Source organism: Pedobacter flavus (assembly GCF_036324285.1).
GTDB lineage: Bacteria > Bacteroidota > Bacteroidia > Sphingobacteriales > Sphingobacteriaceae > Pedobacter > Pedobacter flavus.
In genome coordinates, this window is the sequence record NZ_JAZDQU010000001.1 from 321,785 (window position 1) to 340,902 (window position 19,118).

Here is a 19,118-nt window from a genome sequence, read left to right on the forward strand (position 1 = left end):
TAGATAATTTTGGAATATGATTCTTTCCCAATTCAAAGATTTTATTCATCAACATCAGTTAATCAACAATGATGATAAATTATTGTTGGCGGTAAGTGGGGGAAAAGATTCTGTACTTATGGCTCATCTTTTTAAAAAAGCAGGCTATAATTTCGCTATTGCTCATTGTAATTTTAATTTAAGAGGAGAAGAGTCGCAAAGAGATGCTTCATTTGTTCATCTATTATCATCCACATTTGATGTGCCTTTACACACTAAAGTGTTTGATACAATAACATATTCCAAAGTACATCAAATCTCAATTCAAATGGCTGCTCGAGACCTTAGATATGCTTGGTTCGAAGAGTTATGTGAGGAATATGGATTCACGAAAATTGCAATCGCGCATCATTCTAACGACACAATTGAAACGGTTTTAATAAATTTAACTCGAGGTACGGGAATTGCTGGATTACATGGAATTTTGCCTAAAAAAGGAAAATTAATAAGGCCACTATTATTTGCTACTTCCGAAGAAATTGAAGCCGAAATTGAGAAAGAAAATATAAGTTTTGTTGAAGACAGTAGTAATTTAACGACTAAATACGCAAGAAATAAAATAAGATCGTTGGTAATACCAGTTTTAAAGGAAATAAATCCAAATCTTGAACAAACCTTTTTAAATAATATTGAAAGATTTTCTGAGACAGAGAAAATATTAAATAAAGTAGTTTCAGAAATTAGAAATAAAATATTTAAATTAAAAGATGGTATCTATTATATAAATAAAGTCCATTTTAAAGATCTTGACCCTCAAAAACTATTGGTTACAGAGTTATTGGCTCCTTTTAATTTTTCTGAAGGGGTGGTTGATTTAATCATTCAAAACTTGGAAAAACCATCAGGCACTTCATTTTATAGCCCATCGCATCGACTAACGTTTGACAGAGACAATCTATTAATCTCTAAAATTATGCCCGAATTAAATCCTTTAATTATATGGCATTCAGGCATTGAAGAAATAGATTTTTTAAATGGGCGAATGCAAGTTAGGCTTACAGATTCTTTGCCTTTGTTAGAATTTAAATCAGAATTAGCTTATATAGATTTAGATGCCCTTGTATTTCCTTTAATTATTAGGAACTGGGAACATGGTGATCAATTTATTCCATTTGGAATGAATAATTATAAAAAACTAAGCGACTTTTTTATAGATCAAAAATTGCCTGTTCCAGAAAAAGAGCGAATTCCAATTTTAGTAAATGGCAATGGCGATATAATTTGGGTGGCGGGATTACGTCAAGATAATAGATATAAAGTTAGTAAGGCAACAAAAAAAGTTGCTATCTTCGAATGGAAAATAAATGAATCAACAAAATTATTTTATTGAAAAGCAATATATAGGTAGAGACTATATGAGAAGTGCCATTAGACTAATAATGGCTGCTTTTTGTTTTGCTGCATATGTTTATGAAAGAGATAGGGATAATACCATTGATTTATATTTAATCGCTGGTTTTGGTATTATTGGTGTATCCATTATCCTAAACTTCTTAATTCAATATAAAACAGTTATCCAAAATAACAGTATTATTTTAGACGGATTATGGACTTCTAAAAAAGTTAAAATCGATTTAAATAGCATTGTTAAAGTTAGAAAAGACCAATACAGCAATTTCTTTTTTAATAATCCAGTTTATAATTTACACAAAAATGGAACTATTCGTTTTTATGCTTCTGGCAAAGATGCAATTGTTTTAACGGATAGAGATGGGCTCGAATATTATATCGGTACACAACGCCCAAATGAAATGTATTTAGTAATTATGGAGGAAATTAAAAACAAACAAAAATAAATTGCAATTACATAACAATTAATTAGTGTTTAGTTTGGTTATTTGTACCAAATATCAATTCAAATGAAAATCGGAATCGTTTGTTACCCAACCTTTGGAGGCAGTGGCGTAGTTGCTACCGAATTAGGAAAAGCGCTTGCTAATAAAGGTCATCAAGTACATTTTATTACGTACAGCCAGCCCGCTAGGTTAGACTTCTTTTCCGAAAATTTATTTTACCATGAAGTTTCAGTAAGGGATTATCCTCTTTTTGATTATGCACCATACGAATCTGCACTTGCCAGTAAGTTAGTTGATGTTGTGCGATTCGAAAAGCTTGATTTATTGCATGTTCACTATGCAATTCCTCATGCCTCAGCAGCTTATATGGCAAAGCAAATTTTAGAAACTTTTAATATTCATATACCTTTTATAACCACTTTACACGGTACTGATATTACTTTGGTAGGTAAAGATGCTACATATAAACCCGTAGTAACCTTTTCTATCAATAAATCGGACGGTGTAACTACAGTTTCTGACAATTTAAGAGAAGAAACCTGCAGACATTTTAATATAAATAGAGAAATAAGGGTTATTCCAAATTTTATAGATTTCACAAGATTTAATGCTCAGCCTAAAGACCACTTTAAAAAAGCAATTGCTCCAAATGGCGAACGAATTTTAATTCATACTTCTAATTTTAGAAAGGTAAAAAGAACAGAGGATGTTATAAAAACTTTCAAAATTATAGTAAATGAAATTTCATCAAAACTATTAATGGTGGGCGATGGTCCGGAACGTGCTTTTAATGAACAACTTTGTAGAGAGATGGGAATTGTAGAGCATGTTAGATTTTTAGGTAAACAAGATGCAATTGAGGAAATTCTTTCTATTTCTGATTTATTTTTAATGCCTTCTGAAACCGAAAGTTTTGGTTTAGCGGCATTAGAAGCCATGGCCTGTAAAGTCCCAATTATTACATCAAATGCTGGAGGATTACCTGAATTAAATGTTGATGGATTTTGCGGATTTATGAGTGATGTTGGTGATATTGAAGATATGGCAAAAAATTCTATTCATATTCTTAAGGAGGACGAAACACTTAAGAAATTCAAGGAAAACGCCTATCAAAGAGCATTTGATTTCAATTTAGAAAAAATATTACCTATGTATATTCAATACTATGAAGATATTTTGAAACCTAAATTGTAATAATTAAGTCAGAAAACAAACATAATAGCTTTAATTAACTTACATCAAGATTTGGTAATTCTTGGTATGGTATTTTTGCATTAAAATAAATACCATGAACTTAATAGAATTATTGAATTGGCGTTATGCCACTAAAAGTATGAATGGAAATAAAGTTCCTTCAGAAAAATTAGAAAATATTTTAGAAGCTATTAGACTTTCTGCTTCATCTGCTGGCCTTCAGCCATATAAAGTAATTGTTATTTCTGATCCTGAATTAAAAAATGAGATTAGAAAAATTGCTTACGATCAAAGTCAGATTACTGATTCTTCAGAATTATTAATTTTTGCAGGTTGGGATAAAGTTACGCCTGAAAGAATTGACTCATTTATTCAGAACATTGCTGACACAAGAAATGTAAGTTTAGAATCTTTAGAAGGAATGAAAAGCATGGTTAGTGCAAATTCGAACCTATCTCCTGAAGCTACAATTGCATGGACTGGCAAACAATCTTATATCGGATTAGGTACAGCATTAATCGCTGCAGCTAATGAAGGTGTTGATGCTACACCAATGGAAGGTTTTGTAAACGACCAATTAGACGCATTATTAGATTTACCTTCAATGGGTTTAAAAAGTACTGCAATCTTAGCCTTAGGTTACAGAAATGAAGAAAATGATTGGTTAGTAAACTTACCTAAAGTAAGAACACCAAAAGAAGAATTTATTATTCGTAAATAAGTGAGTTAATTTTAACAAAAAAGGCGTCCAAATGGACGCCTTTTTTAGTATTTAAGATTTTAATCCTTTTTAAAGACAAAAGGTGAACCTTGTTGAACTAGGGTAAATTCCTTTTTAGTTACATCAAATGTGAAACTAATATTTGCTTCTGAAAAGACAAACTTGTCGCCCGATTCATATTCAAGCTCAAGTTCTGGCTGTCCAACTAACTGCGCGTATAAAGTACCGCTTTTGTTAACTATTGTAATTTTAATATTTAATTGAGCATTTGAATAAGTACCAGGATATAATGCTAAATTTTTAGGTGCTTCCTTTTTCGGAGCATTAGCTGAAGTCCATTTATTATTCGTATCATCAGAATCAGGTAATACTTTCTCAGGGTCTATTACTACGGAAACTACTTCTTCAGATCCAGGATAACGAACTGTCCAAGAAGTATTACGCATCCAAACATCTACTGGGATTTTAATTGTATCCTTTTTGCCAGAAATTTTTGTTATTTCTAAAATAATTGGCATCGGCATTGGCTCCAAATTATCAATAGTAATATCTGTTCTAGTCTGCTTACCTTGAGTAACTACAGCTTTTACATCTTTAATACCTTGATCCATTTTCCAGCTCTCTAAGAACCAACTTCTCCAAAACCAACTTAAATCTTCTCCAGCACCATTTTCCATTGAGCGGAAAAAGTCGAATGGAGTTGGGTGTTTAAATGCCCATTGATGAGTATATTGTTTAAATGCATAGTCAAATCGATCTTTTCCTAATATTTGATCTCTTAGAATATGAAGACCCCATCCTGGTTTGCTATATAAGTTTACACCAATATTTCTTTCCATCATACCATCAGGAATTAACATGATGTTTTCATAAGCAGGAGCACCAATTACACGTTTACCGATATTATGCATATTGGTTTTCGGGTTTTTATACTCTCCATTATTAAATTCTGCTGAAGAAAGATCATTGATAAATGTATTAAAACCTTCATCCATCCAACCATATTTTCTTTCATTAGAACCAACAATCATTGGGTACCAAGTATGACCAAATTCATGATCAATTACACCCCAAACAGCCCCATTTTTATCTTTCCAACTACAGAATACGATACCAGGATATTCCATTCCTCCAATGTTAGTGGCAATATTAACCGCCATTGGATATGGATATTCTAACCATTTATTAGAATAATGTTCAATACTTGCTTTTACATATTCAACAGCTCTACCATAAGCATCTTTACCCGCACTTTCTACTGGATGTGCTGAAACTGCCAACGATTTTTTACCACTAGGCAAATTAATTCTAGCTGCATCTAATACAAAAGCTTTAGAAGAAGACCAAGCAACGTCTCTTGTATTAATCATTTTATATCTCCAAGTTAAGTTCTGCTTTCCGGCAGGACGAGAACTAGGATCAGTAACTTCTGCTTCAGTACGAATTTGAATAGTTTTATCGCTATTATGAGCAGCAGTCCAACGTTGTAATTGTGTTGCTGTAAAAACTTCTTTAGGATTTAATAATTCGCCCGATCCCATTACAATATGTGAAGCCGGTGCGGTTACCGAAAAAGTAACATCTCCAAATTCATTATAAAATTCGCCAGCACCCCAATAAGGAAGGGTGTTCCATCCAATTACATCATCATAAACTGCCAATTTTGGAAACCATTGAGCAACCGCATAAATCTCCCCATTTTTGGTTGTTAAATGAGAAGTTCTATCAGAACCCATAGCTGGAATTATATAAGAATAATCCATTTTAACAGTAATAATATCACCATTTGCAGCTAAAGGCTTGTCAAGGCGAATCTGCATTCTGGTATCTTCTACAATAGATTCAAATTTTACAGCAGCACCTTTTTTAGACACAGCTAAATTTTTAATTGTATATCCACCTGCTAAAATCTCCCCTTGTTTCCCATACCTACTTCTTAAAGCGGCAATTTTTTCTGCCCTAGAATCATCTTTAAAAGAGTTTTGCTCTAAGTTTAACCAGATATATGGTAAATTATCTGGACTATTGTTTTTATAAGTAATAGTTATAGACCCAGAAACAGTATGATTAGCTTCATTCAAGCTAACATTTATATCATAATCGGCTTTATTCTGCCAATAATTAGGACCCGGATAACCGCTAGCCGATCTATAAGTGTTACCGTTTTGAGTATAAAAAAGTGGCGAAAATGCCTTTCCTGGATTATAACCAGTTTTAGCTGCTGGCGCAGTATTTTGTTGTGTTTGTTGTGCGTAACCTACATTGCCAACAAAAAGCAAGGCCAAAGCTAAAAATTTTAAATTTTTTAGGTTCATAGGAATAATTTATATAATTGTCCAAATTAGCACAATTTTATAAATTATTGGAATTTAATTTAAGGCTTAATAGGGATTTTTGGCAATGCTGGCAACTTTCTTTGCGAAGGAGGCGTTTTTAACCATTTATGGTAAGATTGAATGATATAATAATCGTAATTAAAGGGCTGTTGTTCTTTCACTTCAGCAACAGTTGGCCTATATAATTCCATAAAATCTGTTAATTCTTGACCTTTTAATTCTAAAAGCTTACCTATTTTTTCTGCATTAAATTTCTCATCTATTTCACCCTCAATCTTTTCCTTCTCTGCTAATGCTTCTAATTTTAATCTTTCCTTCCTAAATTTCCCATAACCTAAAGTAAAAATTAGACCGCCAGCTCTATCGTCATTTTTCTTTCCACGAGCATCATCAGTCATTAACTGCTTAAACTCCTTTGCATCTGGATCTTTTAGTTGCAAATAAGGAGAAAGTTTAGTTTGCTCAAAATTTACCGTTTCAATAAGATTTTCTCTTGTAGGTAGGTAAATCCTTTTGGGCTTTAAATCAATTAAATAGATTGTGTCTGTATGATACCCAAAGGTAGAAAACTCTAATAAATCGCCCAATTTAGCGGGAATTTGAAATGCGCCAAAGTTATTGGTAAAGGTGGAGGATTTATTTGTTAAATTTTTAACGGACACCTTTTCAAGTGGAGTTGTTCGCTTCTGATAATCATAAACGTTCCCATTTACCACCTCTTGGGCAAATACAGCATCAATACTAATAGTTGAAATTAGTATCATCAAAGCAAGAAACAACAACTTTTTCATTTTATAAAAATAGATGTTTATTATCCAAATTTCAGTCGTTTAACAAACTTTAACAACATTATTTTAATAATATTTGGTAATCATCTTCATTAAAACCTATTAATAAACTTTCATTCTTCTTCATTAAAACTGGACGCTTAATGGCACTGGTGTTTTCAATCAAGTACGCAGAAATAGCTGCTGGACTATTTAGCTGATTTCGTTCCTCTAAGCTTAATTTTTTAAACGTCAACCCACTCTTATTAATCACCTTTTCTACGCCAAACTTATCAAACCACTGATTAATTAATTCATTTGTTACTCCGCTTTTTTTAAAGTTATGAAACTCAAAAGTAATTTGGTTTTCATTTAACCAATCCATGGCCTTCTTAACTGTATTACAATTTGGAATTCCGTAAAGGGTATAAGTAGTCGACATATTAATTAATTTTTTATTAGTTATACAAGTAACCAAAAATCCGTCACATTTTTAAATAGCTTCATCACATTTTTTCAAAATGTGACACAATAGCGTGTAAACTTGTACTCAAATTTTTTGATATGTCGAACACAATTTTAACAAAAGAAAACTTTAAAAAGTTAGAAGCTTGGCTATTAACTTTTGGATTTGCCATTTTTATTATAACCCTATTAGTAAATACGAGGGGAAATCACAATTATGGTTCTTGGAAATTTGAAAAATACAATATTAAATACGATTTTGTAGAAAATTTTTTAGTCCCAACGATTGTAATAGGAACAACAATATACGCGGCATTAATGATATCTATTATCATAATTGAACCTTATTATCATCGAACAAAATCCATTTTCAAAACGGCCATATTTTATCTTTTAGTTTTCGTAATTACTTTTCTTTCGATTTCAATTTGCACGACATACACAGATGCCTGGATTTTTGGCGAAAAAGAAGGAATAGAAAACTTAGAAAGCACTTATAACAAAATATTCTATGACACATTTGTGCTGGTTTTTGTATTTTCAGCTATATATCTGGGGTATTTTTTACTAAAAATATTAATAGGAAATTTAATAGAAATCAATTTCAATAAAAATAAAAACCAGAACTTAATTAACAACAATAACAGTGTTAAATATGTTGCGGGTTTTTTCGTTTGGTTATTGGTATTTTTCTTTCTGGCTGTAGGCTCAAGAACCCCTGCAATTATAACTTTAATTTGGGCCATCATCGTTCCATACAGCGCCATAATAATGGCGCTGAATATTCATTGGTTAATTCCATCTGCCGAAGTAAAATCTTTCACTCATTCAACTTATTTTTTAAGGACTGGGGTAGTCGTACTGTGTCTTGCTATGCTGGCAACTGCATTTATAGCTGCTATAAAAAGCTATAATGGAGTTCAATTTATGAGTATATTGATTTTAGTGTTATTATGGACCACACTGATTTTAACACCTTGGGCGTGGAATATTTATAATAATTCAAATGAAAAATTTGAATTAGAAACGGCATTAGGCAAATCGGACGCACATCTAAGTTTTCTAAAATCTCAAATAAACCCTCATTTTCTTTTTAACGCACTAAACACATTATATGGTTCAGCTTTACAAGAAAACGCAGAGAAAACAGGTGAAGGAATTCAAAAATTGGGAGACATGATGCGGTTTATGCTTCAAGAAAATGTTCAAGATAAAATATCCTTAATTAGAGATTTAGATTATATAAACAATTATATAGACTTACAAAAATTAAGAATACCAAATACAGCCAATATTACTATTGATACAGTGATTGACGTTCAATTAAACAACTTATTGATTACCCCAATGATTTTAATTCCATTTATTGAAAATTCATTTAAACACGGGATTTCATTAAACCAACCTTCTCATATTAAAATTTCATTACACACAAAAGGTTCTACTTTATTTTTAGATGTACAAAATAGCGTTCACGAAATTAAATTAAATGACCCAGAACAACATAAAAGTGGAATTGGTTTACAAAATGTAAAGCAAAGATTAGCTCTTTTGTACCCAAATAAACATGAATTAAGTATTCGAGAAAATGCAAAAGAATTCTTTATACATTTAACTTTAGAATTAAGTTAAAAAAATAGAACAATAATGATTGCTATAGCAATAGATGATGAACCCATAGCGCTTGATGTAATAAAATCGCACGCTTCAAAAGTCCCGTTTATAACATTAGAAAACACTTTCACAAATGCATTTGATGCTATAATACATTTGCAAAATAACAAAGTAGATTTATTGTTTCTAGACATTAAAATGCCTGATATAAATGGAATTGATTTTTTAAAAACGCTTAAAAATCCGCCTATCGTAATTTTCACAACAGCCTATTCTGAACATGCTGTTCAAAGTTTTGAATTAGATGCTTTAGATTATTTATTAAAACCATTTTCGTTACCTAGATTTTTAAAAGCTTGCAATAAAGCTAAAGACATATATGATTTGCGATTAAATCAATCTGATTCTGTTAGTGATTCTATTTTTATAAAAGATGGTTATGAGCAAATTAGGATATTACTAACTGATATTTTGTATCTAGAAGCTTCAGGAAATTATACACTAATCCACCTCAAAAACAACAAAACTATAAGCACAAGAGTTACGATAACTGATATGGCCGAAATGCTTTCTCCGAAAAAATTTTGCAGAATACACCGAGCCTATATTGTTGCTAAAGATCAGGTAATAAAATTTGACAAAAACTATGTTTGGCTAGAAAATAAATGTATCCCGATTGGAACAACTTATAATTTTTCTATTTAAGTTACTTATTAAACTCGGTCATAGTTAGCGCAGGTCCTATTGTAACAAAGCTCTTTATTAAAGAGATACTTCTATTTATAAGAATGGGTAAATCTTTAACTTCTTGTTTGTCGAATTTCCCTAAAACATAATCAACCTGACGCCCTTTGGGAAAATTGTTTCCAATACCAAATCTTAATCGAGCATAGTTTTGTCCGCCACATACTTCCTCAATGCTTTTAAGCCCATTATGACCAGCTGAACCACCTTGAAGTTTTAATCTTAACTTTCCAAAAGGAAGTGCCAGATCATCTACCAGTACTAAAACATTCTCAGGTGCAATTTTCAGCTCTTTCATCCAATAATTTACAGCCTTTCCACTTAGATTCATAAAAGTAGTAGGTTTTATTACATGGATTTTTTTACCCTTAAAACTAAGTTCAGAATAATAGGCAAGTTTAATATTATCAAAATCTCCGCCTAAATCTTTGGCAAGACCATCAGCAATCATAAATCCGATATTGTGACGAGTATCTACATAATCGGGACCAATATTTCCCAAACCAACTACAAGAAATTTCATTGTTGAAAGATAATAAAAACTGTATAAATTGTAATAATAAGGCAAAAAAATAGCCCACAATAAATTGTGAGCTATTTTAATAAAATATATAAGCTTATTTTCCTTTAGCAGCTTCTTGCTCTGCTTGTTTTAAAGCTCTAGACATTGCAACTGAAACGATAGTATCTTCTGGAGTATTTGTTATGATGAAATTTTCAGCTTTAACATCACGTACTCTAGATAAGTTTCCTACCTCTAATTTCTCAATACTTACATCAATAGTTTGAGGCATATTTTTAGGTAAAGCTTTAATTCTTAATTTACGTAATTTTTGAATTAATTTACCCCCCATTTTAACACCTGGAGAAACACCTACTAATCTTACAGGAATTTCCATAGTGATTTCTTTATCATCAAATAATTGAAGTAAATCAACATGTAATAACTGATCTGTTAATGGGTGAAATTGAAGATCTTTTATAATAGCTTTACAAGTTTTGCCACCAACTGTTAATTCAATAAAACTAACTTCTGGAGTAAAAATAGCTTCTTTAAATTCAGTAGCTACAATAGCTAAGTGTTGTTGTTCTGGTCCACCATACAATACTGCAGGAACCTTACCTTCGTAACGTAATTCCTTAGCGTCGCGTTTCCCTACGTTCTCTCTTGGAGAACCGCTAATAGCGATAGTTTTCATATTATTATTTTTTTATATCCAAAAGCTTTTTGCTTTGGGAATGCAAAGTTACTAATTAATTTGTCAATTTTAAACTACTTTAAACAAATCACTAATCGATCCGTGTTCGTTTACATTTACAATTGCCTTAGCAAATAATTCTGCTGTGCTTAAAACTTTTATTTTCGGACTAGAATTTTTTAATTCTATAGTATCTGTAACAATAAGTTCAGTTAGCATAGAATTTTCAATGGTTTCATAAGCCTTTCCAGAAAGTACTGGATGTGTACAAACTGCACGTACACTTTTAGCACCCTTCTCCATAATTAAAGCCGCAGCTTTAGATAATGTACCTGCAGTATCACAGATGTCATCAATTAAAACGATATCCTGACCTGTTACATCACCGATAATTGACATTGATTCAATTTCATTCGCTCTTTTTCTGCGTTTATCGCAGATAACAACTTCGGCATTAAAAAATTTAGCAAATGTTCTGGCTCTGTAAGAACCACCCATATCTGGTGAAGCAATGGTTAAATTTTCTAATCCTAAACTTTTAATATACGGTACAAATATTACAGAAGCATCTAAGTGATCAACCGGAATATCAAAAAAAGCTTGAATTTGTGCAGCATGTAAATCCATAGTCATAATCCTATGAATACCTGCAGCTTTCAATAAATTGGCGACTAATTTCGCTCCAATTGCTACCCTTGGTTTATCTTTCCTGTCTTGTCTAGCATATCCAAAATAAGGAATTACAGCAGTTATATAATGCGCCGATGCTCTTTTCGCTGCATCAATCATCATTAGCAACTCTAATAAATTATCGTTCGGCTGACAAGTACTTTGAATAATGAATAAATCGCAACCTCTAACGGTTTCATCATAAGAAGGTTGAAATTCACCATCGCTGAACACACTTAAGGTAACTTCGCCTAAAGGTTTACCATAATGTTTTGCGATATCTGCCGCAAGAGATTTAGAAGCGGTTCCTGGAAAAATTTTTACAGGGTTAAACTGAAGAGGCATAAAACTTGATTAATCAAATGCTTATATAAAAAAAAACGGATTGTGTATAAACACAATCCGAAACAATTCAGTTGTCCGACCTGGATTCGAACCAAGACAAACGGTACCAAAAACCGTTGTACTACCCTTATACTATCGGACAATCTCCTTAGCAAATCCTTGCTTTGAAATGGAAGTGCAAATGTAAGCAGATTTTTCATATCTCCAAATTGAAATTGAAAAAATCTTAATTTTTTTATTCTTTTTTTAACATTACCAAAACATCAACCAAAAAGTTAAAAAATGTAAGTTGTGCAAAATTGTGAATCTTATTAATTATTTTCGGCTGAAATTATTTGAATAACCAGATCATAAATTAGTATGAGATACAACAAAATTAATAATATAGTTGGATGGGTTTGTTTTGCTATCGCATTGATTACCTACGCACTTACCTTAGAACCAAGTGTTAGTTTTTGGGACTGCGGGGAATTCATCGCATCTGCATTTAAAATGCAAGTGGTACACCAACCAGGAGCCCCTTTATTCTTAATGTTTGAAAGATTTTTCTCTTTATTAGCATTCGGACAAACTGATAAAATTGCTTATTGGATGAATTTTGGTTCTGCTGCTGCAAGTGCAGGAACTATCTTATTTTTATTTTGGACGATTACTGCTTTAGCTAAAAAAGTGGTTACCCGTAATGGTGAAGCTTTAAATGAAACTAAAATTATAGCAATAATGGGCGCCGGAGTAGTTGGTGCTTTAGCTTATACATTTTCTGATAGTTTCTGGTTTTCTGCAGTAGAAGCCGAAGTTTATGCCCTCTCATCATTATTTACAGCAATTGTTTTCTGGGCTATGCTTAAATGGGAGGCAGTTGCCGATGAACCAAGGGCAGATAGATGGCTGTTGTTTATAGCTTACTTTATGGGTATGTCTATTGCAGTCCATTTATTAAATTTATTAACTATTCCTGTTCTAGCTTATATCTATTATTTTAGAAAAACAAAAAATGTAACCAATAAAGGCATTATTAAAACATTTTTTATTGGTGTCCTAATTTTAGCTTTTATCTTATATGGTATTGTTCAATATGTAGTTTATTTTGCTGCTTATTTCGACCTTTTCTTCGTAAACTCATTGGGCTTAGGGTTTGGTTCTGGCGCCCTATTTTTTGGATTGATGGTTGTAATAGGGTTATTTTTAGGTATAAGGTATTCTATTAAAGCTAGAAAAAGAGTATTAAATCTCGCTTTACTATCTACCGTTTTAATCCTTTTTGGATACAGTGCTTTCGCGATGATAGTTATTCGTGCTCATGCCAATACTAATCTTAACAATAGTGATCCTGATAATGCATTTGCTTTATTAAGCTATCTAAATAGAGAGCAATATGGAGATAGGCCATTATTAAATGGACCAAACTATAATTCTGAAAAGATAGATATTAAAGAAAAAGGAAATATTTATAGAAAAGGTGAAGTGAAATACGAAATAGCAGGTAAAAAAACAGAATATGTTTATGGGAAAACAACCATTTTACCTAGGATGTATAGTGATAATGACCAGCATATAGCTTATTATAAGGATATGATGGGATTCAGTGACACTCATTTTCCAGGCTTAATTGATAATATCGGCTTTATGGCGAAATATCAAATTGGCCAAATGTACATGCGATATTTTATGTGGAATTTCGTAGGAAGGCAAAACGATATTCACGGACAAGGTAGTATTTATGAAGGAATGTGGCTGAGTGGAATAAAGCCAATTGACGCATTATTCTTGGGTGATCAGACTAATTTACCTCCTACTATTTCTGAAAGTAATGCTTACAATAGATTTTATTTCTTACCATTAATTATTGGATTAATTGGAGTCTTCTGGCATTTTAAACGTAACCAAAAAGACGCTGGAATATTAACTCTATTGTTTTTATTTACAGGTTTAGCAATTGTGCTTTATTTAAATCAAAAGCCTTTAGAACCTAGAGAAAGAGATTATGCTTATGTTGGCTCTTTCTATGCTTTTGCTATCTGGATTGGGCTAGGTGTTTTGGCCATTTATGAATGGTTATCGAAAAAGATAACTGCTAAAACAGCCGCTATTGGTGCAACAGTATTTGGCTTGCTCGGTGCTCCAATTATTATGGCTGCAGAAGGATGGGATGACCACGATAGATCTGATAGAACAGTTGCATTAGATATTGCTATAGATTATTTAGAATCATGCGCTCCTAATGCTATTTTGTTCACTTATGGAGATAATGATACTTACCCACTGTGGTATGCCCAAGAAGTTGAAAATATTAGACCAGATATTAGGTTAATTAATTTAAGCTTATTTGACACAGATTGGTATATAAATGGCACTTTACAACCTATGAACGAATCTGATCCTATTCCATTATCTATGAAGCCACAACAATTTGTTCAGGGCGTTAGAGACGTTTTGTACTTTGAAGATTATAAAGTTCCCGGACACCTTGAGCTTAAAACAGTTGTTGATATTATGTTATCTGAAAATGATGCTGATAAAATGACATTACAAGGTGGCGAAAAAACTAACATTTTCCCTACCAAGAATTTTAAATTAACTATTAACCCTGAAGACTTAATTAAGAGCGGTCAAGTTGATGCTTCTCAAGTTAGTAGAATAGATTCTGTAATGAAGTGGACTTTCCCAGGTAATTATTTAACAAAAGGAAATCTTGCAATGTTCGACATGCTTGTTCAAAATAATTGGAAAAGACCTATCTATTTTACAAGCACTGTACCAACAAGACAATTTAATGGACTTGATAATTACTTATACACAGAAGGGTTAGCGAAAAGATTATTACCATTTAAAATTCAAACTGACGAAAATGGAGAATTAATACAGCGTGAATTAGTTAATACTGAAGATAGTTATACTAATATCATGACTAAGTTTAAATGGGGAAATTTAAAGAATGCTAGAAATTTAGACAATCAATCTACCGACGATATTAATATTCTTAGCAATATGTTTAATGCTGTAATTGAAGAATTAATTATTGAAGGAAAAACCGAAAAAGCTAAAAAACTAGTTGATAAATATTTTGAGGTACTTCCCCTTAAACATTATACTATGAGGTCTGCAATGGGCAAATACTTCTTAGCTGAGAACTTGTATAAATTGAAAGATAATAAGCGTGCAAACCAACTTATTAAGCTTAATAAAGACTTTATAGTTAAAGAAGTAACCTATTTAGCAGATGTTTCTAATTCTAAAAACCGTTTGGTAGGCTCTCAGAATATTCAAATTGGCATGAGTTTCCTTGCAAATATGGCTAGAATAGCGAACGAATATGGGGAAACTGCATTGGCAGACGACCTTCAGAAAACTTACAATAGTTTAGAAAATAGATTCTCTGCCTTCTTTGCTCCAGAGTAGTTTTAAAATATAGACCATAAAAAATGCCCCAGAGTTTTCTGGGGCATTTTTTATATGTTTTAAATATTAATTACTCTACTACTACACCCATTGCGCAGAACTTATCTATACGTGTAGAAACTAATTTATCAGTCGGAACCTTAGTTAATTCATTTAAATCCTTTGAAATAGCTTCTTTTAAAGTTTCCGCCATTAATTCTGGGTTTTGATGAGCACCACCCAATGGTTCTTTTATAATACCATCGATTAATTTGTTCTTAAACATATCCTCGGAGGTAAGTTTTAATACTTCGGCTGCTTTTTCTTTATAATCCCAACTTCTCCATAAAATAGATGAGCAACTTTCTGGGGAAATAACAGAATACCAAGTATGTTCTAGCATATAAACTTTATCGCCGATACCGATACCCAAAGCACCACCAGAAGCTCCTTCTCCAATAATGAAGCAAAGTATTGGCACTTTTAAAACAGACATCTCCAATAGATTTCTTGCAATTGCCTCCCCTTGTCCACGCTCTTCAGCTTCTAACCCTGGATATGCACCCATGGTATCAATTAAGGTAACTACAGGAACATTAAACTTTTCTGCTAATCGCATTAATCTTAATGCTTTTCTATAACCCTCAGGATTCGCCATTCCAAAATTTCTAAATTGGCGTTCCTTTGTGTTTTTACCCTTTTGATGACCGATAATCATTACAGATTGGCCATTTATTGTAGCAAATCCTCCAATAATTGCTTTGTCGTCCTTTACTGTCCTGTCGCCATGCATCTCAATAAAATCATCACACATTAAACTGATATAGTCTAAAGTTTGTGGACGATCCGGATGTCTACTCATCTGAACTTTTTGCCATCCAGAAAGATTATTATATAAATTTTCTGTGGTTACTTTCAACTTCTCATTAAGTTCAGCAAGCGTTGCAGACATGTCTACTTTTGTCTTTTCTCCTACCTGTCTTACTTTTTCAATCTGTTGAACAAGATCACTAACAGGTTTTTCAAAATCAAATGTTGTTTTTATCTCTTCCATAAGCGGGCTGTAAAAGTAGATAATTATCTCCAATTAGTTATAATAAACCTTAAGGATACTACAAACTGAATCTAAAAACTAATTAAAAGTTAATTTTTTTGTTTAAAAAAACCGCAATTTATTTAAAAATTGCGGCTCATGTTATTTGTGTGTTTTACTAGTATTTTGCAGGAACTCCAGGTTTAGGCAAAGATTTCATGATAAAATCACGGATATGTTCATTTCCTAATTTTAGATCTTCTTTTCTAAGATACATCATGTGTCCACTTCTATATCCTTCCCAAGTAATTCTATCCTTAAATACACCTTTTGCATCCATTTGCCACATATTATATTTCGCATTAAAATAATCACATGCACCATCATAATAACCTGATTGAACCAAAACATGTAAATAAGGATTCATCGCCATGGCTTGACGTAAATTGTCTCCAGTTCTATTTCCTGTATTGTCCCATGGATTAACTGGACCAAACATGTTATATTTTAAATCAGTCTTATAGTTTAATTTATTCCTTAAATACATATTAATTGCTGGAGTAAACGAATGTTCCCAACTCAAAAGTTCTGCGTTAAAGTCTGGGCCAGATCCTATATCAGCTCTATCAATACCTTTATATCTAGAGTCTAATCTACCAACTGTAAATCCTTCTTCTCGTAATAATTCTTTCCAGAAATAGTTTAAACTAACATCTAAATTACTTTGAGCAATTACCTTTTCAGACACACCAGAATACCTTGCCATTTTCGAAATTATATTCTTTTTTCGCTGTGGATCAATTGAACTTCCTAAAGCTATTGCAGGAATAAGCTCTTCGACAGTAAATTTCTCCACTTCAGGCAACATCTCTGTTAAATCTTTCTTCTGTAAGTCGGCAGGCAGTTTTTTATGATACCACGCTGTAGCTGCATAATATGGAAGTTTTAACGCTTGTGCCACCGGACCAGTTCTTTCAATACCTAAGTCGGTAGGCGATACTAAAATCACACCATTTAAGAACATCCATTGATTAGATTGTAGTTCTAATGCTAAGCCCGCAACTCTGGTTGTTCCATAACTTTCTCCGATTAAATATTTTGGAGATGCCCATCTATTGTTTCTGGTTACAAATGTATTTAACCATTCAGCTAAATACTTTATATCTTGTCTTACACCAAAAAAGCGACTTGTTTGAACATCTTTACCTGTAGTTCTAGAATATCCAGTATTTACAGGATCAATGAAAACTATATCCGCAACATCTAAAATAGAATATGGATTATCTTTATAACCATATGGCTGAATTGGATAACCTTCATCATCAATTTTTAAAACAGATGGCCCAGTATAGGCTAAATGCATCCAAACAGAAGCAGAACCTGGTCCACCATTAAAAGAAATTACCAACGGCCTAGCATCTCTATTACTTACATCGGTACGCTCATAATAAGTGTAGAATAATCCTGCAATCGCTTTTCCATCTTCATCCCAAACTGGCATGGTTCCGGTCATAGCTTTAAATGGCACTTTTGCACCTCTAATAGTTACTTCATGATTTGTAGTAACTACTTGATCTGGATTTATTGTTCTTCCTCCAGTTACTAATCTAGCTTCTTCTCTTTGAGGAGCTGCTTGTGTACCAGATGGCGGTTGTGGAGACGTTTGTGCAGTTCTTTGAGGTGTTTGTGCATAAGCATAAACTGAGCTCATTAACATTAGTCCAAGTAATTTTTTCTTCATTTTCTTTGTTTTGGTTATATAAATATGATTATTAAAATCATTATTATTAAAAATAACTATAAAAATGTTACTTAAACTAAACAACTTATTATTAATGGATTATATTAACCTAGTTTTTAGTTGTATTAAATAAATTCCCCCCCTCAACTCTTTTGAACCCAGTCTGCCTATTGATTAAATAAAATTTTGAAATTAATTTTTATTATCGTAATATTGCGATATAACAATAATCAATGGGAATTACTAAAACAGAAATATTTAGTGCACATGAAAATAACCTTGCAACAATTTTCAAGGTATTGGGCCATCCAGCAAGAATTGCTATTCTCCAACATATCTTAAATCAAAAAGCATGCATTTGCAATGATTTAGTGGAAGAATTGGGTCTGGCACAAGCTACTATTTCACAACACTTAAAAGAGTTAAAAAACATCGGACTAATTAAAGGTTCTATTGAAGGAAAATCGGTTTGTTATTGTATTAATAGTTCAGTTTGGAGTGAAATTCAATTAAAAATGAACCAATTTTTCTCTCAAGAATTCAGCTTAAATGAATGTTGCTAAATGCAGATTTATTCCTAAAACTATAAATTTAAAAAATTACATATCATGAAATTATCAACCATTAAATCGTTATTACCCACATTAAAAAATATAGAATTCAAATTAGAAGATGGCACTTTTGTTCCTGAGCATTTTCACGTTACAGAAGTAGGTCAGGTTACTAAAAATTTCATTGATTGTGGGGGCGTTATTAGAACAGAAAAAACTGTTAATTTCCAATTATGGGATGCAGACGATTATGAACATAGGTTAAAACCGGCAAAACTTTTAAATATTATTAAGCTTTCTGAAGATAAATTAAACATAGAAGATGCCGAAATTGAGGTTGAATATCAATCTACAACCATTGGTAAATATGATCTTGACTTTAATGGAAGCCATTTCATATTAAAAAACAAGAAAACCGCATGTTTGGCTGAAGATGCTTGTGGTATCCCTTCACAAAAGCCTAAAATTCTATTGAAAAATTTAACTACAAATAGTTGCACGCCTGGTTCAGGATGTTGTTAACTTA

At 32.2% G+C, this 19,118-nt stretch carries 17 protein-coding genes; 9 read left to right on the plus strand and 8 right to left on the minus strand.

Annotated features, from left to right (window positions below):
- Positions 1–16 precede the first annotated feature (16 nt).
- The 4 genes from tilS to VRU49_RS01490 all read left to right on the plus strand — a co-directional run bounded on the left by tilS (position 17) and on the right by VRU49_RS01490 (position 3,750).
- Complete coding sequence (gene tilS, locus VRU49_RS01475; RefSeq protein WP_330144995.1) at positions 17–1,369, plus strand: tRNA lysidine(34) synthetase TilS; 1,353 nt, start codon at positions 17–19, stop codon at positions 1,367–1,369.
- Positions 1,344–1,835, plus strand: a complete 492-nt coding sequence (locus VRU49_RS01480) for a hypothetical protein (protein ID WP_330144996.1) — start codon at positions 1,344–1,346, stop codon at positions 1,833–1,835. The genes tilS and VRU49_RS01480 overlap by 26 nt, the downstream gene beginning before the upstream one ends.
- A 63-nt stretch (positions 1,836–1,898) precedes the next feature.
- Positions 1,899–3,029: an N-acetyl-alpha-D-glucosaminyl L-malate synthase BshA gene (gene bshA / locus VRU49_RS01485; RefSeq protein ID WP_330144997.1), complete on the plus strand. Its 1,131-nt coding sequence runs from the start codon at positions 1,899–1,901 to the stop codon at positions 3,027–3,029.
- Between the two features lie 94 nt (positions 3,030–3,123).
- Positions 3,124–3,750 (plus strand): NAD(P)H-dependent oxidoreductase, encoded by a 627-nt coding sequence (locus VRU49_RS01490; RefSeq protein ID WP_330144998.1) that lies wholly within the window; start codon positions 3,124–3,126, stop codon positions 3,748–3,750.
- Positions 3,751–3,809: 59 nt separating this feature from the next.
- Here the strand turns inward: VRU49_RS01490 and VRU49_RS01495 are convergent, their stop codons facing one another.
- The 3 genes from VRU49_RS01495 to VRU49_RS01505 are packed head-to-tail and all read right to left on the minus strand — an operon-like array spanning position 3,810 to position 7,295.
- Positions 3,810–6,065: a M1 family metallopeptidase gene (locus VRU49_RS01495; RefSeq protein WP_330144999.1), complete on the minus strand. Its 2,256-nt coding sequence runs from the start codon at positions 6,063–6,065 to the stop codon at positions 3,810–3,812.
- Positions 6,066–6,124: 59 nt separating this feature from the next.
- Positions 6,125–6,877 (minus strand): hypothetical protein, encoded by a 753-nt coding sequence (locus VRU49_RS01500; protein WP_330145000.1) that lies wholly within the window; start codon positions 6,875–6,877, stop codon positions 6,125–6,127.
- Between the two features lie 58 nt (positions 6,878–6,935).
- Complete coding sequence (locus tag VRU49_RS01505; protein ID WP_330145001.1) at positions 6,936–7,295, minus strand: Spx/MgsR family RNA polymerase-binding regulatory protein; 360 nt, start codon at positions 7,293–7,295, stop codon at positions 6,936–6,938.
- A 122-nt stretch (positions 7,296–7,417) separates the two neighbouring features.
- On the opposite strand from VRU49_RS01505, the gene VRU49_RS01510 reads away from it, so the two are divergent.
- On the plus strand, positions 7,418–8,950 hold the full coding sequence (locus VRU49_RS01510) for a sensor histidine kinase (protein ID WP_330145002.1): 1,533 nt from the start codon (positions 7,418–7,420) through the stop codon (positions 8,948–8,950).
- A gap of 15 nt (positions 8,951–8,965) precedes the next feature.
- A complete protein-coding gene (locus tag VRU49_RS01515; protein WP_330145003.1) occupies positions 8,966–9,637 on the plus strand; it encodes a LytR/AlgR family response regulator transcription factor in 672 nt (223 codons plus the stop codon).
- Between the two features lies 1 nt (position 9,638).
- On the opposite strand, the gene pth is transcribed toward VRU49_RS01515, so the two are convergent.
- The 3 genes from pth to VRU49_RS01530 form a co-directional block, all read right to left on the minus strand.
- Positions 9,639–10,199: an aminoacyl-tRNA hydrolase gene (gene pth, locus VRU49_RS01520; protein ID WP_330145004.1), complete on the minus strand. Its 561-nt coding sequence runs from the start codon at positions 10,197–10,199 to the stop codon at positions 9,639–9,641.
- Between the two features lie 94 nt (positions 10,200–10,293).
- Entirely contained in the window at positions 10,294–10,875 is a 582-nt protein-coding gene (locus VRU49_RS01525) for a 50S ribosomal protein L25/general stress protein Ctc (protein WP_330145005.1), read from the minus strand.
- A 69-nt stretch (positions 10,876–10,944) separates the two neighbouring features.
- Positions 10,945–11,889, minus strand: coding sequence for a ribose-phosphate pyrophosphokinase (locus VRU49_RS01530; RefSeq protein WP_330145006.1), 945 nt, complete (start codon positions 11,887–11,889; stop codon positions 10,945–10,947).
- Positions 11,890–12,249: 360 nt separating this feature from the next.
- Here VRU49_RS01530 and VRU49_RS01535 point away from each other — a divergent pair, with 360 nt between their 5' ends.
- Complete coding sequence (locus VRU49_RS01535) at positions 12,250–15,288, plus strand: glycosyltransferase family 117 protein (RefSeq protein WP_330145007.1); 3,039 nt, start codon at positions 12,250–12,252, stop codon at positions 15,286–15,288.
- 70 nt (positions 15,289–15,358) lie between these two features.
- On the opposite strand, the gene VRU49_RS01540 is transcribed toward VRU49_RS01535, so the two are convergent.
- Both VRU49_RS01540 and VRU49_RS01545 read right to left on the minus strand, forming a co-directional pair.
- Positions 15,359–16,321, minus strand: a complete 963-nt coding sequence (locus VRU49_RS01540; RefSeq protein WP_330145008.1) for an acetyl-CoA carboxylase carboxyltransferase subunit alpha — start codon at positions 16,319–16,321, stop codon at positions 15,359–15,361.
- A gap of 157 nt (positions 16,322–16,478) precedes the next feature.
- The gene (locus VRU49_RS01545; protein WP_330145009.1) at positions 16,479–18,041 is read right to left on the minus strand and encodes a S10 family peptidase; all 1,563 of its coding nucleotides are present in this window, start codon (positions 18,039–18,041) and stop codon (positions 16,479–16,481) included.
- 233 nt (positions 18,042–18,274) lie between these two features.
- On the opposite strand from VRU49_RS01545, the gene VRU49_RS01550 reads away from it, so the two are divergent.
- The gene (locus tag VRU49_RS01550; protein ID WP_330145010.1) at positions 18,275–18,604 is read left to right on the plus strand and encodes an ArsR/SmtB family transcription factor; all 330 of its coding nucleotides are present in this window, start codon (positions 18,275–18,277) and stop codon (positions 18,602–18,604) included.
- 45 nt (positions 18,605–18,649) lie between these two features.
- Positions 18,650–19,114, plus strand: a complete 465-nt coding sequence (locus tag VRU49_RS01555; protein WP_330145011.1) for a DUF6428 family protein — start codon at positions 18,650–18,652, stop codon at positions 19,112–19,114.
- Positions 19,115–19,118 lie beyond the last annotated feature (4 nt).

Bases quoted from the DNA above. Each gene is read 5' to 3' on its own strand.
- tilS (WP_330144995.1), top strand. From the start codon at position 17: ATGATTCTTTCCCAATTCAAAGATTTTATTCATCAACATCAGTTAATC.
- VRU49_RS01480 (WP_330144996.1), top strand. From the start codon at position 1,344: ATGAATCAACAAAATTATTTTATTGAAAAGCAATATATAGGTAGAGAC.
- bshA (WP_330144997.1), top strand. From the start codon at position 1,899: ATGAAAATCGGAATCGTTTGTTACCCAACCTTTGGAGGCAGTGGCGTA.
- VRU49_RS01490 (WP_330144998.1), top strand. From the start codon at position 3,124: ATGAACTTAATAGAATTATTGAATTGGCGTTATGCCACTAAAAGTATG.
- VRU49_RS01495 (WP_330144999.1), bottom strand. From the start codon at position 6,065: ATGAACCTAAAAAATTTAAAATTTTTAGCTTTGGCCTTGCTTTTTGTT.
- VRU49_RS01500 (WP_330145000.1), bottom strand. From the start codon at position 6,877: ATGAAAAAGTTGTTGTTTCTTGCTTTGATGATACTAATTTCAACTATT.
- VRU49_RS01505 (WP_330145001.1), bottom strand. From the start codon at position 7,295: ATGTCGACTACTTATACCCTTTACGGAATTCCAAATTGTAATACAGTT.
- VRU49_RS01510 (WP_330145002.1), top strand. From the start codon at position 7,418: ATGTCGAACACAATTTTAACAAAAGAAAACTTTAAAAAGTTAGAAGCT.
- VRU49_RS01515 (WP_330145003.1), top strand. From the start codon at position 8,966: ATGATTGCTATAGCAATAGATGATGAACCCATAGCGCTTGATGTAATA.
- pth (WP_330145004.1), bottom strand. From the start codon at position 10,199: ATGAAATTTCTTGTAGTTGGTTTGGGAAATATTGGTCCCGATTATGTA.
- VRU49_RS01525 (WP_330145005.1), bottom strand. From the start codon at position 10,875: ATGAAAACTATCGCTATTAGCGGTTCTCCAAGAGAGAACGTAGGGAAA.
- VRU49_RS01530 (WP_330145006.1), bottom strand. From the start codon at position 11,889: ATGCCTCTTCAGTTTAACCCTGTAAAAATTTTTCCAGGAACCGCTTCT.
- VRU49_RS01535 (WP_330145007.1), top strand. From the start codon at position 12,250: ATGAGATACAACAAAATTAATAATATAGTTGGATGGGTTTGTTTTGCT.
- VRU49_RS01540 (WP_330145008.1), bottom strand. From the start codon at position 16,321: ATGGAAGAGATAAAAACAACATTTGATTTTGAAAAACCTGTTAGTGAT.
- VRU49_RS01545 (WP_330145009.1), bottom strand. From the start codon at position 18,041: ATGAAGAAAAAATTACTTGGACTAATGTTAATGAGCTCAGTTTATGCT.
- VRU49_RS01550 (WP_330145010.1), top strand. From the start codon at position 18,275: ATGGGAATTACTAAAACAGAAATATTTAGTGCACATGAAAATAACCTT.
- VRU49_RS01555 (WP_330145011.1), top strand. From the start codon at position 18,650: ATGAAATTATCAACCATTAAATCGTTATTACCCACATTAAAAAATATA.